Source organism: Fusobacterium perfoetens, from assembly GCF_021531475.1.
In the GTDB taxonomy this organism is placed as follows: domain Bacteria; phylum Fusobacteriota; class Fusobacteriia; order Fusobacteriales; family Fusobacteriaceae; genus Fusobacterium_B.
The window spans coordinates 1-16608 of the sequence record NZ_JADYTX010000043.1 but is presented as its reverse complement, the minus strand read 5'-3'; the positions used below and the strand labels follow the sequence as shown (position 1 = coordinate 16608).

At 29.8% G+C, this 16608-nt stretch carries 12 protein-coding genes and 1 tRNA gene; 6 read left to right on the top strand and 7 right to left on the bottom strand.

What is annotated here, in order from left to right; genetic code table 11:
- Positions 1-168 precede the first annotated feature (168 nt).
- The 5 genes from I6E15_RS08900 to I6E15_RS08880 all read right to left on the bottom strand — a co-directional run bounded on the left by I6E15_RS08900 (position 169) and on the right by I6E15_RS08880 (position 5519).
- Entirely contained in the window at positions 169-1812 is a 1644-nt protein-coding gene (locus I6E15_RS08900) for an AAA family ATPase (protein ID WP_235247452.1), read from the bottom strand.
- Between the two features lie 124 nt (positions 1813-1936).
- Positions 1937-2719: a peptidylprolyl isomerase gene (locus I6E15_RS08895; RefSeq protein ID WP_177160825.1), complete on the bottom strand. Its 783-nt coding sequence runs from the start codon at positions 2717-2719 to the stop codon at positions 1937-1939.
- 78 nt (positions 2720-2797) lie between these two features.
- On the bottom strand, positions 2798-3529 hold the full coding sequence (locus tag I6E15_RS08890) for an ABC transporter permease (protein ID WP_235247453.1): 732 nt from the start codon (positions 3527-3529) through the stop codon (positions 2798-2800).
- Positions 3530-3563: 34 nt separating this feature from the next.
- Complete coding sequence (locus tag I6E15_RS08885; protein ID WP_235247451.1) at positions 3564-4403, bottom strand: ABC transporter permease; 840 nt, start codon at positions 4401-4403, stop codon at positions 3564-3566.
- A complete protein-coding gene (locus I6E15_RS08880) occupies positions 4404-5519 on the bottom strand; it encodes an ABC transporter ATP-binding protein (RefSeq protein ID WP_235247450.1) in 1116 nt (371 codons plus the stop codon).
- A gap of 248 nt (positions 5520-5767) precedes the next feature.
- Here I6E15_RS08880 and I6E15_RS08875 point away from each other — a divergent pair.
- The 6 genes from I6E15_RS08875 (at position 5768) to I6E15_RS08850 (ending at position 14665) form a co-directional block, all read left to right on the top strand.
- A tRNA-Sec gene (locus tag I6E15_RS08875) sits at positions 5768-5861 on the top strand.
- 27 nt (positions 5862-5888) lie between these two features.
- A complete protein-coding gene (gene pepV / locus I6E15_RS08870) occupies positions 5889-7274 on the top strand; it encodes a dipeptidase PepV (RefSeq protein WP_235247449.1) in 1386 nt (461 codons plus the stop codon).
- 12 nt (positions 7275-7286) lie between these two features.
- Entirely contained in the window at positions 7287-8012 is a 726-nt protein-coding gene (fabG, locus tag I6E15_RS08865) for a 3-oxoacyl-[acyl-carrier-protein] reductase (RefSeq protein ID WP_235247448.1), read from the top strand.
- A 231-nt stretch (positions 8013-8243) separates the two neighbouring features.
- Positions 8244-9425 (top strand): metallophosphoesterase family protein, encoded by a 1182-nt coding sequence (locus tag I6E15_RS08860; RefSeq protein WP_235247447.1) that lies wholly within the window; start codon positions 8244-8246, stop codon positions 9423-9425.
- The gene (locus I6E15_RS08855; protein ID WP_235247446.1) at positions 9412-12450 is read left to right on the top strand and encodes an AAA family ATPase; all 3039 of its coding nucleotides are present in this window, start codon (positions 9412-9414) and stop codon (positions 12448-12450) included. Before I6E15_RS08860 ends, I6E15_RS08855 begins: the two co-directional genes overlap by 14 nt.
- Before the next feature lie 271 nt (positions 12451-12721).
- Positions 12722-14665, top strand: coding sequence for a fructose-1,6-bisphosphatase (locus I6E15_RS08850; protein ID WP_235247445.1), 1944 nt, complete (start codon positions 12722-12724; stop codon positions 14663-14665).
- Between the two features lie 289 nt (positions 14666-14954).
- On the opposite strand, the gene I6E15_RS08845 is transcribed toward I6E15_RS08850, so the two are convergent.
- Both I6E15_RS08845 and I6E15_RS08840 read right to left on the bottom strand, forming a co-directional pair.
- Complete coding sequence (locus I6E15_RS08845; protein ID WP_235247444.1) at positions 14955-16121, bottom strand: iron-containing alcohol dehydrogenase; 1167 nt, start codon at positions 16119-16121, stop codon at positions 14955-14957.
- A gap of 122 nt (positions 16122-16243) precedes the next feature.
- On the bottom strand, positions 16244-16608 hold a 365-nt coding region (locus I6E15_RS08840; RefSeq protein WP_328221819.1), incomplete at its 5' end, for a ferritin-like domain-containing protein.

The following is a 16608-nucleotide window of genomic DNA, read 5'->3' as shown; positions in this document are numbered from 1 at the left end:
CCTCCTTCGGTGGTACTGTTTCTTACTATTATTATACGCTATTTCTCGTCAAAAATCAACCATTTGTTGTGACAGAGCCAAAATTAAAAACTCTCAATTGATTAATTTCAAAAGAGAGTTTTTTTATTATAATTTTTCAAATTCTTTAATATTCTTTAATTTGCTTTATTATTTTTTATAATTTTTAGCTTTTATTTTTACAAATTTCTTATAAAATGCCATTCCTATAAAAGTAATGTCTTTTATTCCTCTTTTTTCTAACTCTATATAATACTTTTTATCCTCTATTTGTTCTAAACCTTCACTGGCTTTCTCATCTAATTTTTCTTCAGAATCTGCTACTTTAAATTCTAAAATAACTCCTCTCAAATTTCTATCTAAGGGTTCTATGGCTATATCATATCTTCCAAGTCCACCTTCTCCATTAGAGCTTATTTTGTATTTTCCCTCAAGATGAATCATCAGACCCAAAATAAAGCTATGATATACTTTTTCTATATTTGATACATCATAAAAGCTCATATATTTTAAAAGTATTTCTTGAAGATTACTTTCAAATTTTTCTATTTTATTATCTAATAAATTTACTATTAAATTTTTAAAAGTTAAATTTGTTCCAAAAGAAATTTCTATAAAACTATCTCCAAAAAATTCTTTTACCTCTTTATTTGGAATTTTTATACTATATATATTTTTTTCTATTTTGGAATCAATGGTTAAATATCCTGAAAATAATAAAAGTTCCCATAAATCTTGGGCTTCTAATACTTCTTGAAGTGTTGATTTACCTGTAATTTCTTCTTCTACTTTTTTTCCAAACAATAAATTATTTAATTTATCAAAAGTTTCTTTATCGGCTGATTTAAGAATGTCCTTTATTAAATAGTTGTCTGATGTATCTATCCAATAGCTTTTAAATTCTTTTTGTGATAAAAATTTTAAAATACTCCAAGGATTATATACTTTTTTATCTCCAAATTTATATCCATTATACCAAGAGTGTACTTCATTTAATTTAGAATCTATCTCATAATATTTTAAAGCATTTTTTACTTCTTCTTCTAAAAATCCAAAATATTCATCATATTCTTTATTCAAAATACTATGTTCACTCAAATTATTCAAATCAGAAAATATACCCGCTTTTATAACTCTTACTATTCCTGTTATTACTCCTACTTGAAGTATATTATTATCCTTTAATGCTGAAGAATAAAAACTGCTAAAAAAATTTTTCGCTTCTTTGTAATATCCATATCTATATGCTGATACTAAAGGAGTATCATACTCATCTATTAAAACGACAACTTTTTGATTATAATATTTTTTTAAAAAAGTTGCTAAATTTAAAAGAGAATTTTTTAAATTTTCATCATTTTTACCTAACCAAATGTTATCAAATTCTATTAATTCTCCTTCATTTAACTTTTCTCTTATAAATTCAAATTGATTATATACTTTTTTCAATAAATTTTTTACTTCAATTATAGCTCCGTCAAAACTCATTTCTTTTATATCTTTCATTGATATAAATATTACTGGATATTTTCCTTGCTCTTTAAAATATGCTAAATTTTCTATTTCTAAATTTTTAAATAGTTTTCTATTTTCATTAGCTTCTTTTATATCAAAAAAATATTTTAACATTGACATATTAAGAGTTTTTCCAAATCTTCTTGGACGAGTAAATAAAAGTGTTTTTCCTACATTTTTTCCAATTTCACTTATAAAAGGAGTTTTATCAACATAATAATAATTGTTCTCTATTAAAGTTTTAAAATCACTTATTCCATCAGGAATTAATTTTTTCATAATCTCTCCTTTACTTTGATTGAACTATATCCACAGTATAACACCCTCGTCATAAAAAAGTCAAGATATGGATTTTATAGAAAAAAGAGAGCTGATTTTTGTCAACTCTCTAATTTTTTATCTATTAATCTTTTAGACTTCTTTCAATACCTCTTATCATTCTAGGAATTAAAGATACATCATAGTCATCTTCCTCTTTTTCTTTAGGAGTATAGATTTTTCTTAACTCTTCTTGATAGTTAGCAACATCATCACCAAACTCACTTAAATCTTTTACTTGGTATTTTTTAAGATTTGGATAGTTTTTATCAAGGATAGCGTTCCATTCTTCGATTTGGTCTTTATTTAAAGCAAGTAATAAATCGTAGTGTCCAGAAACTTTAACCTCTTTGATAACATCTCCTCTTTCAAGTTTTCTTGTATATTCTCCATCGATTTGAGAAACAACTTCTCCAAAAACAGTATGTCTACCATTTAAGAAGTCAGCAGGATATAAAGTTATAAAGAATTGTGAACTTCCAGTATTAGGACCAGCATTAGCCATTGCTAACATTCCTGATTGATAGAAATCTAGCCATTCAACAAATTCATCTTTTATAGTATAACCTGTGCTACCTTGTCCAGTTCCAGTTGGATCTCCCCCTTGAACTATAAAGTTTTCAACAGCTCTATGGATAACAGTATTATCGTAGTATCCTCTTAGTGCTAAGTTTACAAAGTTAGCAACAGTTAAAGGTGCTGCCTCTGGGTAAAGATAAAAATTCATATCCCCTTGAGTTGTAACAAAGGTAACTCTTATATCGTTATATTTTTTAAGGTCTGCCTTTCCTCTTTTTGAAAGACTTCCACAAGCTCCTAATAAAAGAACCATAGTGGAAATAACTAATAATTTAAAGATTTTTTTCATATATAATTTCCTCCAAAATTTTGTATTATGCTCTTTTGACTGCAATAATAATATTTTTGTCTAAAATTTCTAAAAATTTTAGTGAATAAAATATTTTTGTAACTTTGTTGTAGATAGAGTTAATACCGTAGCAAAGCCTATAAATAGAACTGATAGAGCATTTATTACTGGAGAAACCCCTATTCTAATCATAGAATAAATTCTAAGTGGCAATGTTGTAGAACCCGGTCCTGCAACAAAGAATGTAGCCACGAAATCATCAAAAGATAGAGTAAAAGCTATTAAAAATCCTGATATAATAGCTGGTATCAAAAGTGGAAGAATTATTTTTTTAAGAGTTTGTAACTCTGTGGCTCCTAAATCATAAGCAGCCTCCACTAAAGAATAATCTATCTCTGCAAGTCTTGATAAAACAATAAACAGTACAAATGGAATATTTATTGTAGTGTGAACTATTATTATACTTATAAGACCAAGTTGAAGTTTTACTGTAACAAATAGTATAAGAAGTGAAACTCCTAAAATAATATCTGGAACAATAAGTGGTAGATAACTTATAATTTCCAAAAACTTCTTATATTTAAAGTTATACCAATGAAGACCGATTGCACCTAAAGTCCCTACAAAAGCTGAAACTCCACTTGAGATCAAAGCTATAAAGATACTATATTTAAAAGCTCTCCAAAGTTCGTCAGAATAGAGGAAAAGCTCCTTGTACCAACGTAGTGAAAATCCTTGCCACACCATAGCTTTACCATCATTAAATGAATAAATAATCAAAACTAAAAGTGGCAGATAGAAAAATACCATTGATAAAATAAAGAAAAATAATGAAGTTCTTCTTTTATTCACTAGCCTCACCTTTACCTTTTTTGAAAATTCCCACCACAACTATTATCATTGTAACTAAAATAAGCATTGATGAGATAGTTGACGCCATTGGCCAATCTCTTGTTTCTGTCAAGTGACGAGCAATAACGTTCCCTAAGAATATTGAATTTGTTCCTCCAACCAGTTTTGGAACTACATAAGAACCCAACATTGGAACAAATGTAAAAAGACTAGCTGTTAAAATTCCATTTTTGATATTTGGTAAAAAAATCTTAAAAAATGCTTGTCTATTTGTAGCACCTAAATCTCTACCAGCCTCCAAAAGAGCAAAATCAAATTTGTCTATTGTGGCATAAAGTGGAAGTATAGCAAAAGGTAAGCTAGTATAAACTGATATTATTATAACAGCCCAGACATTATATAAAAACTGGATAGAGTTATCAATAAATCCAAATTTCTTAAGCATAATATTTAAAAATCCATTGCTACCAAGTATCGCCATCCAAGAATAAATTCTTATCAAAAAGTTTGTCCAAAATGGAATAATTACTAAATATATAAGTTTTTCTTTATGACGAGAACGAACTATATAATAAGCCGTAGGAACTGCTATAATAACAGTAATTATAGTAACTATTATACTTATCCATATAGTTTTATAAATTATAGAAAGGAACATTGGATTTGCAAAAATCTTAAATGTTTCCAATGAAAATTCAAATTCAACTCCCCCATATACTCCTTTCTTTAGAAAAGAATATACCAAAACAATAAGCATTGGGATTAGGAAGAAAGCTGTTAGCCATATTGTTATGGGAACTGTGTATAATATTCCTTTTTTGTTGCCAGTCATCTATTTAACCTCTACTAAATAACTGTCTTCGAAGTTCCAAGATATAAATGCTTCCTCGTCCCAACTTACATCTGTATCATCATCTTCAAAGAAAATATCGTGTTGCTTAAATGCTTTTATAAGTAGATTTTTATCTCCATTTACCCAAGTGAAATATTTACTTTGGAAACCTGTATAGATAACTTCGTCTACATATACTTGTAAAGTATTATATTTCCAACTTAAATTTTCAGGTTTTTTCTTAGTTACTTTTATTTTTTCTGGTCTAACAGAAACTACAACCTTGTCTCCCTCTTTAACATTTCTGTCCATTTCAAATAAAATCTCTCCAAACTCTTTGTTACGAAGAGTGGCACAAGTGTCACTATTTATTTTTACAACTTCTCCTTCGATAAAGTTATTTTCTCCAATAAAGTCAGCTACGAACATATCTGCTGGTGATTCATAAACCTCAGCAGGTGTCCCAACTTGCAATACATTTCCTTGGTTCATAATAGCTATTCTATCAGAAATAGAAAGTGCCTCTTGTTGGTCATGAGTTATGAATATAAAAGTAATTCCAACTTCATCATGAATATTGTCAAGTTCTATCAAAAGATTTTGTCTAAGTTTTGCATCTAGAGCAGAAAGTGGCTCGTCAAGAAGTAAAACATCTGGTTTATTTATCAAAGCTCTAGCTATAGATACCCTTTGTTGTTGTCCTCCAGATAATTGATTTGGTTTTTTATTTGCGTGTTCTTCCAAATCTATCATCTTTAACATTTTTGTAACTTCTTCTTTTATTACTTCATCTTTTTCTTTTTTTAGTCTTAGAGAAAAGGCAATGTTCTCGAAAACAGTCAAATGTGGAAAAAGTGCATATTTTTGAAATATAGTATTTATAGGTCTAAGATTAGGAGGTAAATTGGTTATATCTCTATCTCCTAAACATACAACACCAGAGTCAGGCTCTGTAAATCCAGCAAGAATTCTTAAAAGAGTCGTTTTTCCACAACCACTTGGCCCTAAAATTGAGAAAAATTCCCCTGGCTCAATAGTTAAACTGATATCTTTTAAAACTTTAACTCCATCAAAAGTTTTTGAAAGATTCTTTATATAAATACCCTTCTTATCCAATTATCAACCTCCTAAATTAAATTTTATTTTTCATTATCCAAATGATTTTAACATATTTTTTATTAAATTACAAATTTATATATTAAGTGTGTTTACTTTTTTAAAAAAAACATCCGTTATAAAATATCCTTTAAAGCCCTTAAATATCTGATAATTAAAAGGATAAGAGCTATTATTTTAATTTAAAATTTTAATTAAACTATTTATTTTTTGAAAAAAGTCTGATATACTATAAGAAGAAGTGGATTGGAAGTGGAAGAAAACTGGTGTTTTCAACAGTCTTCAAAACTGTCATGGGGGATTAAATCCCTTGGTAGGTTCGATTCCTATACACTTCCGCCAAAATAATTTGAGAAGAGAGGGATATATATGGTAAATATTCAAGAAGAAGTATTGAAATATAAAAAGGATTTAATATCATCACTTCAAGAATCTCTAAGAATAAAAAGTGTTGAAGAAGAACCTTGTGAAGGAATGCCTTTTGGAGAAGGACCTGCTAAAGCTTTACAACATTTTTTAAAAGTTGGAGAAAGTTTAGGATTTAAAGCTGAAAATTTTGATAACTATGTTGGTCAAATAACTTTTGGAGAAGGAGAAGAATCTCTTGGAATTTTAGGTCACGTAGACGTTGTACCTGAAGGAACTGGTTGGGATTTCGGAGCTTACTCTGGAGAGATTGCTAACAATAAATTATATGGTAGAGGAGTATTAGACGACAAAGGACCTATGATGATATGTCTTTATGCTATGAAATGTCTAAAAGATTTAGGTATTCCTCTTAAAAAACAAATAAGAATGATAATCGGAGCTAACGAAGAAAGTGGTTGGGGTTGTATGACACACTATTTTGATACTCTTAAAAAACCACACCCAACTTTATCATTTACTCCTGATGGAAGTTTCCCTGTAATATTTGCAGAAAAAGGAATGTGCAGAGGGGTATTAAAAGTAAAAGCTGGAGATAATTTCTCTATAAAAGCTGGAAAAGTATTTAATGCTGTACCTGAAAAAACTTATTTAACTTTACCTTTAGAATATAAAGATATAGTTGTTGAGGCATTAAAAGATTATAACTTTGAAAATGATTATAAAATAGAATGTAGTGAAAAAGATGGGAAATTAGAACTTTTATCTCTTGGTAAAGCTGCCCACGCTGCTCACCCAGATTTAGGATATAACTCACTATCAGCTCTTTTAGGTTTTGTAAATGCTCTTGATATAAAAGTGGCTGGTCTATCTGAAATGGCTAAATATTTCGGTGAAGAAGTAAAACTTGAATTTAATGGAAAATCTTGTGGACTTTACTACAAAGATGAAGAATCTGGAGAAATCACTATAAACTATGGTATGGCTTATGTTGAAGATGGAGATTTATATGTTTCTGTAGATATAAGATACCCTGTTACTATGGACGGAGAAAAATTAGAAAAAGATTTATCTAATCTTGTTGCTAAATATGGACTTGAATTTAAACAAAATGGTAAAAACTCTGTGCCATTATACATTGACAAAGAAAGTTTCTTAGTAAAAGAACTTACAAATATTTATCAAGAAATAACTAAAGACCCTAATCCTGAGCCTATTGCTATCGGTGGTGGAACTTATGCAAAAGCTGTTAAAAACTGTGTAGCTTTTGGTTGTCTTTTAAAAACTATGGAAGACACTATGCACCAAAAAAATGAGGCAATGGACTTAGATGATATGGAAACTTTATTAAAAATCTATATAGAGGCAATCTACAGATTGGCAAAATAATTAGGAGGAAAAATGAATAGATTAGAAGGAAAAGTATGTTTAGTAACTGGAGGAGCAGCTGGAATCGGTAGAGCTATCGTTGAAAGATTTGCTAGCGAAGGAGCAAAAATGGTAGTAGCTTGTGACGTTAATCCTTGTGAATATACTGAACCAAACGTTGTTGGAAAAATATTAAACGTAACTGATAGAGAAGGAATAAAAGCATTAGTAAAAGAAATCGTTGAAGAATATGGTCCAATCGATGTACTTGTAAACAATGCTGGAATAACAAAAGACGCTCCATTTGTAAGAATGAGTGAAGAACAATGGGACGCTGTTATAAACATCAACTTAAAAGGTGTATTTAATGTAACTCAAGCTGTTGCACCTGTAATGACAAAAGCTAAAAAAGGATCTATCATAACTTTATCATCAGTAGTAGGTCTATATGGAAACATCGGTCAAACTAACTACTCTGCTACAAAAGCTGGAGTTATCGCTATGAGCCAAACTTGGAAAAAAGAACTTTGTAGAAAAGGAGCACAAATCAGAGTTAACTGTGTAGCACCTGGATTTATCCAAAGTCCAATGACTGACAAATTATCTGAAAAAGCTGTTGAAGGAATCTTAAGTGGTGTGCCTTTACAAAGAATGGGAACTAAAGAAGATGTTGCAAACGCAGTATTATTCTTAGCTAGTGATGAATCTTCTTATATCACTGGAGCTGTACTTCCAATATCTGGTGGATTATCATTCTAGTTTTTTAGAAAACTAAAAATAAATAATTAATAAAAGTAAAGAGACTGTTTCAAATTTAAAGAATAATAAAATTAAAAATTACTACAGATTACAAAAAATTGATTTATAAATCTAATTTTTCTCCATAATTTTCGTAATTTTTAATCTATATTCTTTCTAAATAAAAATCCAACAGTCTCTTTTTTTATTTTTTATAAATTCTATGGTATAATCTTATCAAGAGGTGATAATATGAAGATTTTACACACATCAGATTGGCATCTAGGAAAGAAACTAGAAGGGCTAAAACGGATTGAAGAACAAAAAAAATTTATAGATACATTAGAAATGATTGTTAGAGAGGAAGACCCAAAAGTTATCTTAATAGCTGGGGATATTTTTGATACACCAAATCCCTCTTCTGAGGCAGAGAGTTTATTTTTTGATTCCTTAAAAAAACTTTCTGGTTCTGGTAAAAGAGCTATTGTAATTATTCCCGGTAATCACGATAGTCCCGAACGTCTATCAGCTTGTAAAAATTTAGCAAGAGACTTTGGAGTTATTATCTATGAGAAACCTTTTGAGAAAAAAGAAGTAGGAAAATATGGAGATTTTCATCTTATTAAATCCTCTGAAGGTGGTATAACTCTTGATATAGAGGAAGAAAAAATATTTATCTACTCACTGCCATATCCAAGTGAGCTTTCTCTTAATGAGGAGTTTGATGAAGAAAGTTCTTATTCTAAAAGGATTGGGGAGATTTTGAAAAAAGGTGTTGATGGAGTTCCTTGTGATATTCCAAAAATTATAATGACACATATCTTTATCACTGGAAGTGAGGGAGACGGCGACGAAAAAGCAATTGAGCTAGGAGGAGCTAGAGGTGTGGCTTTGGAAGATTTGCCTGAGGTAGATTATATCGCTCTTGGACATATCCACAGACCTATTAAATATACAAACAAAAGAGCTTACTATTCAGGTTCTCCCATTGAGTATCGTTTGACTGAAAATAAATTTGCCAAAAAAGTATTTATAGCTGATGTAAATGGTGGACTTTCTACTGAGGTTAAAGAGATTGTTTTGGAAAATTATAAGCCTATCAAAAATTATGAGGTAAATGGAATTGATGAGGGAGTGGAATTTTCTCAGAAAATGATGGACTCACAAGAATGGATATATCTAAAAATCCACACAGATACTTTTATGCCAAATCATTTACTTAAAGAGATTAGAAAAAATAAAAATATTTTGGAGATTATACCAGTAACGAAAAATGGAGAGGTCACCCTTGATAGTGTAGTTGATTATGGAGATTTAGATATAAAGAATGCCTTTGTGGAATTTTATAAATCTTTTGACGAGGGAGAGCCACAAGAGGAAACTATAAATCTATTTATGAAATTTTTGGGAGATGATGAGAGTGCGACCGATTAAGTTAGAGATAGAGGGATTTCAAAGCTTTAAAGAAAGACAAATTATTGATTTTGAAAAGCTTTGTGAATGTGGAATATTTGGAATATTTGGAGAGACTGGGAGCGGAAAATCAACTATTTTAGACGCTATTATTTTGGCTCTTTATGGGGAGATACCTAAGGAAAAAGAACTTTCTCCAACTGACGAGGGGCTAAAAAACTTTCTTAATAACTCCTCTGACAAAATGGAAATATATTTTAAATTTGCTTTGGGCAGTGATATTTTCGAGATTAATAGAAAATATGGTATTGGTAAAACAAAGGGAGTAGAAGTTCTTAAATTAAAAGAAGTCTTAATGAAAAAAAATGATGTTATCGTGGCTGAAAAATCTACCCAACTTGATGAAAAATTAGATGAGGAGTTTGGACTTGGTGTAGGAGATTTTGTAAGAACTGTAGTGCTACCACAAGGAAAGTTTAGCGAGTTTTTAAAACTTCGTGGAGAGGCTAAAAGAAAGACTATAGAAAATATCTTTAATATGGAAGAGTATGGAAAAAAACTTAAAGACAGAGCTAATCTTGAAAAGAAAAAACTAGAGGCAGAGAAAAAAGAGTGGGAGAGCCAAAAAGAAAATATTGAGTGGACATCTAGTGAAGATATTAAAAATTGTGAAAAATCCCTTGTGGACAACAAAATTCTTTTGGAAAACTTAATCAATGAAAAAAAAGATTTCGATATATATTATACAGAGGTCAACGGTTTAAAAAATCTTTTAGAGAGGTATAACTCACTTGTTCAAGAGAAAAAATCTTTGGAAGATTTAAAGGAACATATACTATCTCAACAAAATATCCTTGATAAAAGCTCACAAGCTGATGAGATAAAAGAATATATATCTAAAAATGATGACTTAGAGAAAAATCTTTTAAAATCAGAAAACGACCTTAAAATATATACAACTTCCAAAGAAAAATTAGAAAAACAATTAAATATTATAAAATCTGAACTTTTGGAATTAGACAAAACTTCTGAGGAACTAGAAACTAAAAAAGGGGCAGTTGATTTTGATAAGGGAGAGTATCAAAAGATTTCAAATGCCTATTCTGATAAAAAAATTATTCTCGCTAAAGAGAAAACTTTGGAAAAATATAGAAAGGATATTTTACACTGTGAAAATCAAATCTCTATTTATCAAGAGGAAATTAAAGCTTTAAATTCCAAATTAGAGAATAATCAAAGGGAGATTTCACTTTTGCCTAATACTAATGAAGAAAGTTTGGAAGAGATTAATTCACAAGTTCTTCAACTGAAAAGTCTATTAAAAACTTTTGAGGAAAATCAAAAGGAGAAAAAAGAGATAGATAGCTCTCTAGTAGCTTTGGAAGAAGAAAAAGAAAAACTTGAAAAAGAAAAAATCACTACACTAAAAAATTTGGAAACTTTGGAAAAGGAGAAAATCAAAAATCTAGCCTTTGAACTGTCTAAAACTTTGGAAGAGGGAAAACCTTGTCCAGTGTGTGGTTCAAGTCATCACGTTACAATGGATTTTAGCAAAACTACTAACTTAAATCTTGATAAAGATATAAAAAATATCTCTTCTAAAAAAGATAAACTAATAGGAAAGATTTCCGAGATTATCGGTACAATAACAGAGCTGACAAATAGAAAATCAAAACTTGATATTTTGTATGAAGAAAAAGTTATGACAGATATTGATTACAATTCTATTCAATCTAAAGTGGAGAGCCTAACAAAAGAGATAGAGGATAAAAAGAAAGAGTTACAAATCATAAAAGAAAAAGAAATATCACTACAAAATCAAAAGGTAAAACTAGAAAGTGATATTAAAAACACTACTCTTAATCTTAGCCGTGAAGAGAAAAATCTTTCTAATACAAAACTTGAAACAGAAACTATCCAAAAAGAGATAGAAACTATCAGTCAAAATCTTGATAAAATCTATATAGATATATCTTTAGAAAGTTTAGAAGATAGAAAAATAACTTTAGAGGAAAATCAAGAGATATTGGAAAACTTAGAAAAAAAGATAAAAGAAAATCTTAATTTAAAAAATAAAAAAATTGATTTAAGAGAAGATATTAATAGTAAATTAAGTATAGATAACGTAGAAATATCAAGGGTAACTTCTGATATAAATCATCTTAGCGAACAGATAAAAAGTAATGCTCTTAATATTTCACTACTTTTGGAAAAATATAATTTTATAAACAAGGAAGATGTAAAGAAATATTATCTAAAAGAAAATGAAAAGGAAAATCTAAAAAAAGAGATTGATGGATTTAATAGTAATCTTACTAGAGTTATAAATATTTTAGACGAAACAGAAAAAAATATCGATGGAAGAACTCTAAGTGATGACCAGTGGCAAGAGATTAAAGATAAAAAAGAAAATTTAGAAAATAGTATAACTAAATTAAATATTGATATTTCTGATACAGAGAAAGCTCTTGTACGTAAAAGAGAAAACCTTATTAAGATACAAGAGATTGACAAGCAACTTGTTAAAGTAAGCAAAAAACTTTCTGTTGCAGAGGATATTTATACGAAACTAAGGACAAAAGATTTTGTTAGCTTTTTGGTTGATAAAAAACTTAAAAATGTGGTGGCTATGGCATCACAAAGGCTTAATAAAATCAGTAATGGTAGGTATCAACTGACTTCTGACGAGAGTTCAAACTTTTATGTTGTGGATTTCTTTAACGAGGGAAAAAGAAGACGTACAGCCACTCTTTCTGGAGGAGAAACCTTTGTAGTATCATTGTGTCTTGCTCTTGCTCTTTCAAAACAGTTACAATTAAAAGGAAAAAGACCTCTTGAATTTTTCTTCTTAGATGAGGGATTTGGTAGTCTTGATTCAAAACTTTTGGACAAGGTTATGGATTCTATTGAAAATATTAGAAGCGAGGAGAAAATAAAAATAGGTATTATCACTCATTTGGAAGAGTTAAAATTAAGAGTTTTAAAACGTATCCAAGTAGAAAAAGCTATCCCCGGAGAAAGAGGAAGTAAAATTAAAATGATATAGAAAATTTTATAAAAAAATATCTTTTTAATTACATATAGAATGTAAATGCAACCCCTTTTGTTGTAAATTCTGCCATATATTTTATTTAATCATTGTGGAATGTAAATGTTTATTGGGAGGAGTTTAACCCCGGAGATCATTTTATAATTTTATCTAACCAATGTGGATTAATAAAAAACATCTTATAAAATCTCTGTATTTGTGATATAATATATCATAAAATAACCAAAAAAATATAAAAAATTGATATTTTTTAGAAAAGGAGAATATTATGGATAATGATAAATTAAAATTTTTACAACTACTTTCAAAATCTTTTCCAAGTATTGCTGCTACATCAACAGAGATTATAAATTTAAAAGCTATACTGAACCTACCAAAAGGGACAGAGCATTTTTTAACAGATATTCACGGAGAATACAAAGCATTTAACCACGTTCTAAGAAATGGTTCTGGGGTAATTCGTGACAAGATAGATGATATTTATGGGGATACTTTGGAGGAAAATCTAAAGAAACAACTTGCCACAGTGATTTATTATCCAGAGGCGAAGATAAATCTTATCCAAAAAACTACTGACGATATGAAATCTTGGTATAAGATTACAATTCTAAGACTTATTGAGGTTTGTAGAATTGTTAGTTCTAAATATACAGACTCTAAAGTTAGAAAATCACTTCCAAAAGATTTTGCTTACATTATCCAAGAGTTACTTCACGAAAAATATTCTGAAGATAAAAAAGATTATGTAAAAAATATTATAGATACAATCATTGAGCTTGATATGTCAAAGGAATTTATTGTGGCAATGTCTGAACTTATCCAACGTTTGACAATAGACGTTCTTCATATTGTAGGGGATATTTACGACAGAGGGCCACAACCTCACCTTATAGTTGACAAACTTATGCAACATCACAATGTGGATATTCAATGGGGTAACCACGATATGCTTTGGATGACTGCTGCCTCTGGACAAAAATGTGCTATTGCCAATGTTATAAGAATTAGTAGCAGATATTCCAACACAGATATTTTGGAAGATGTCTACGGAATAAATATGCTACCTCTTGCAAGATTTGCTCTAAATACTTATGCCAATGACCCTTGTACAAGTTTTATTCCAAAAGAGGCAAAGGATAGCGATATCTCTTTGATGGCAAAAATTCATAAGGCTATCTCTATAATTCAATTTAAAATCGAGGGGCAAGTAATAAAAAATAATCCTAAATTTAAGATGGAAGATAGACTTCTTCTTGATAAAATCGATTATTCTCGTGGAATTGTAACAATCAATGGAAAAGAATATCCAATGACTGATACAAACTTCCCTACAATCGATCCAAAAGATCCATATAGATTGACTGAGGAAGAGGAAGAAATTTTGGAAAAATTAAAACAAAGTTTTATCCATAGTGAGAAATTACAAAGACATACAAAGTTTCTTTTCTCTAAAGGTAGTATGTTCTTGAAATATAACTCAAACCTTTTATTCCACGGTTGCATACCTGTTGATAAAAATGGGGAGTTTACAAAGGTAGAGCTTTTTGGTAAAAAACTTTCTGGTAAAAAATATCTTGAAGAATTAGATAGAGTTTGCAGAGAGGGATACTTTAACAAAACTGACAAACAGATGAAAGAGATATGTATGGATATTATGTGGTACTTGTGGTGTGGAGAAAACTCTCCTCTTTTTGGTAAGGACGCAATGAAAACTTTTGAAAGATATTTCACTACTGACAAGGAACTTCATAAGGAGAATAAAAATCCTTACTACTCTTTATATGAAAATCAAGAGTTTATTAATAAAATATTTGGAGAGTTTGGACTTGACCCAGATAAATCCCATATAATCAATGGGCATATGCCAGTCAAAGAAAAACGTGGAGAAAGCCCAATCAAAGCTAATAATAAACTAATTGTTATTGACGGAGGATTTTCAAAAGCCTACCAAAAAGAAACTGGTTTAGCTGGATATACTTTGATTTACAACTCTTACGGACTAAAATTAGTATCTCATCAACCTTTTGAAGATGTCAATACAGCTATCGCTAATTGTATAGATATTCATTCATCTACTAGAGTTATCAAGAGAGTTTTGGAGAGAAAAAAGGTAAAAGATACAGATGTTGGAGAAAATATCCAAAAACAAATTGATGATTTATACGAACTTCTAAACGCTTATAAGAGAGGTTTTATAAAAGTAAATAACTAGTTTTATAATAAATTAGGGCTGTTGCAGATTTAAGAAATATAGGATTAAAAATTACTACAGATTACGAAAAATTGATTTATTATAAGCTCATCTCATTAAAATCACAAAACTCGCTATCGCTCAAACAGTTGTGATTTTTAGCATTCGATATCGCTTTATAAATCTAATTTTTCTCCATAATTTCCGTAATTTTTAATCTATATTCTTTTTAATAGAAATGCAACAGCCCTTATTTTTATTTTAAGAAAAAAACCTAAGGCTTGTGACCCTAGGTTATTTTTTTAATATTTTAATATGCTTTCTTTAAGATTTCCAAAATCTCGTCAGCAGTTAATTTTTTATACCCACTATCCATAATTTCAGTAGAATTTGCAATCAATGGCAACATCTCTTCAGTAGCTCCAATCTCTCTTAAAGTTGTAGGGATTCCCAATTCTTTTATAAAATCAGAAAGTTTTTCTATTCCAGCAAGGGCAATCTCATCTTTGCTCATATCTTTTCCGTGGATTTTCCATACTTTTTTAGCAAATCTTACAAATTTATCTAAACCATATTTATAAATATATCTATAATAAGGAACTGAAACTATAGCTAAACCTATTCCGTGAGGGCAATCTGTATAAGCTCCCACTTGGTGTTCTATCATATGAACTTCCCAGTCTTGCTCCTTAGAAAGACCTGTTACAGTATTTAGACCTAAAGTAGCACACCACATAATATTACTTCTTGCTTCGTAGTCCATTGGATTTTCTATAGCCACTCTTGCGTTATCAATCAAAGCATTCATAACTCCTTCGATTACATAATCAGTAGTGTTGTTATCATCTCCAGAGAAATATTGCTCCATAAGGTGTGAAAGTGTATCAAATATTCCACTTACCATTTGATTTTTAGGAACAGTATATGTATATTCTGGATTTAGTATAGAGAATTTTGGATAAACGTTAGCTGGGAAAACCCTGCCATTTTTAAGCATTTTTTCTTCGTTAGTGATTACAGAACCTCCATTCATCTCTGAACCAGTTCCTACCATTGTAAGAATACTTCCCACTGGTACAACTTTATTGTCCACTCTTTTACAGTCCACCCAATATTTTTGCCAAGGATCTTCTTCTGAGTAAGCTGAAACAGCTATTCCCTTAGAACAATCTATAACAGAACCTCCACCAACTGCCAATATCAAATCAACATTATTTTCTTTTACAAGTCTTGCTCCCTCCATCATTTGAGTGTATGTAGGGTTTGATTTTATCCCTTGAAGTTCCACCACTTTTTTATTAGATTCTTTTAAAATCTCCATTACTTTATCGTATAATCCATTTTTCTTAATAGAATTTTTTCCATAAACTAAAAGTATATTTTCTCCATAGTTTGCCAACTCTTTTTTCAAATTATTAAGAGCTGTCTTTCCAAAATAAATCTTAGTTGGGTTATAATAATTAAAATCAAATTTCATATTTTCCTCCTTGTTTCTAAATATCTACACTCTTTAGACGTAACTTTAAGCCAAGAGTTTATAAATAGATACAAAAAATATAAAAAAGCTGGGATTTTCTCCCAGCTCTCTATCTTTTATTATTATTTTCCAAAGTATCTGTTTAATAATCCAGTGAATGCTTTTCCGTGTCTTGCTTCGTCTTTTGCCATTTCATGAACTGTGTCGTGGATAGCGTCGAATCCTAACATTTTTGCTCTTTTAGCGATGTCGAATTTTCCTGCTGTTGCTCCATACTCAGCTTCTACTCTCATAGATAAGTTTTTCTCAGTAGAATCAGTTACACATTCTCCTAATAATTCAGCGAATTTTGCTGCGTGTTCTGCTTCTTCAAAAGCTATTCTTTTGTAAGCTTCTGCTACTTCTGGGTATCCTTCTCTGTCAGCTACTCTTGACATTGCTAAGTACATTCCAACTTCTGTACATTCTCCTTCAAAGTTAGCTCTTA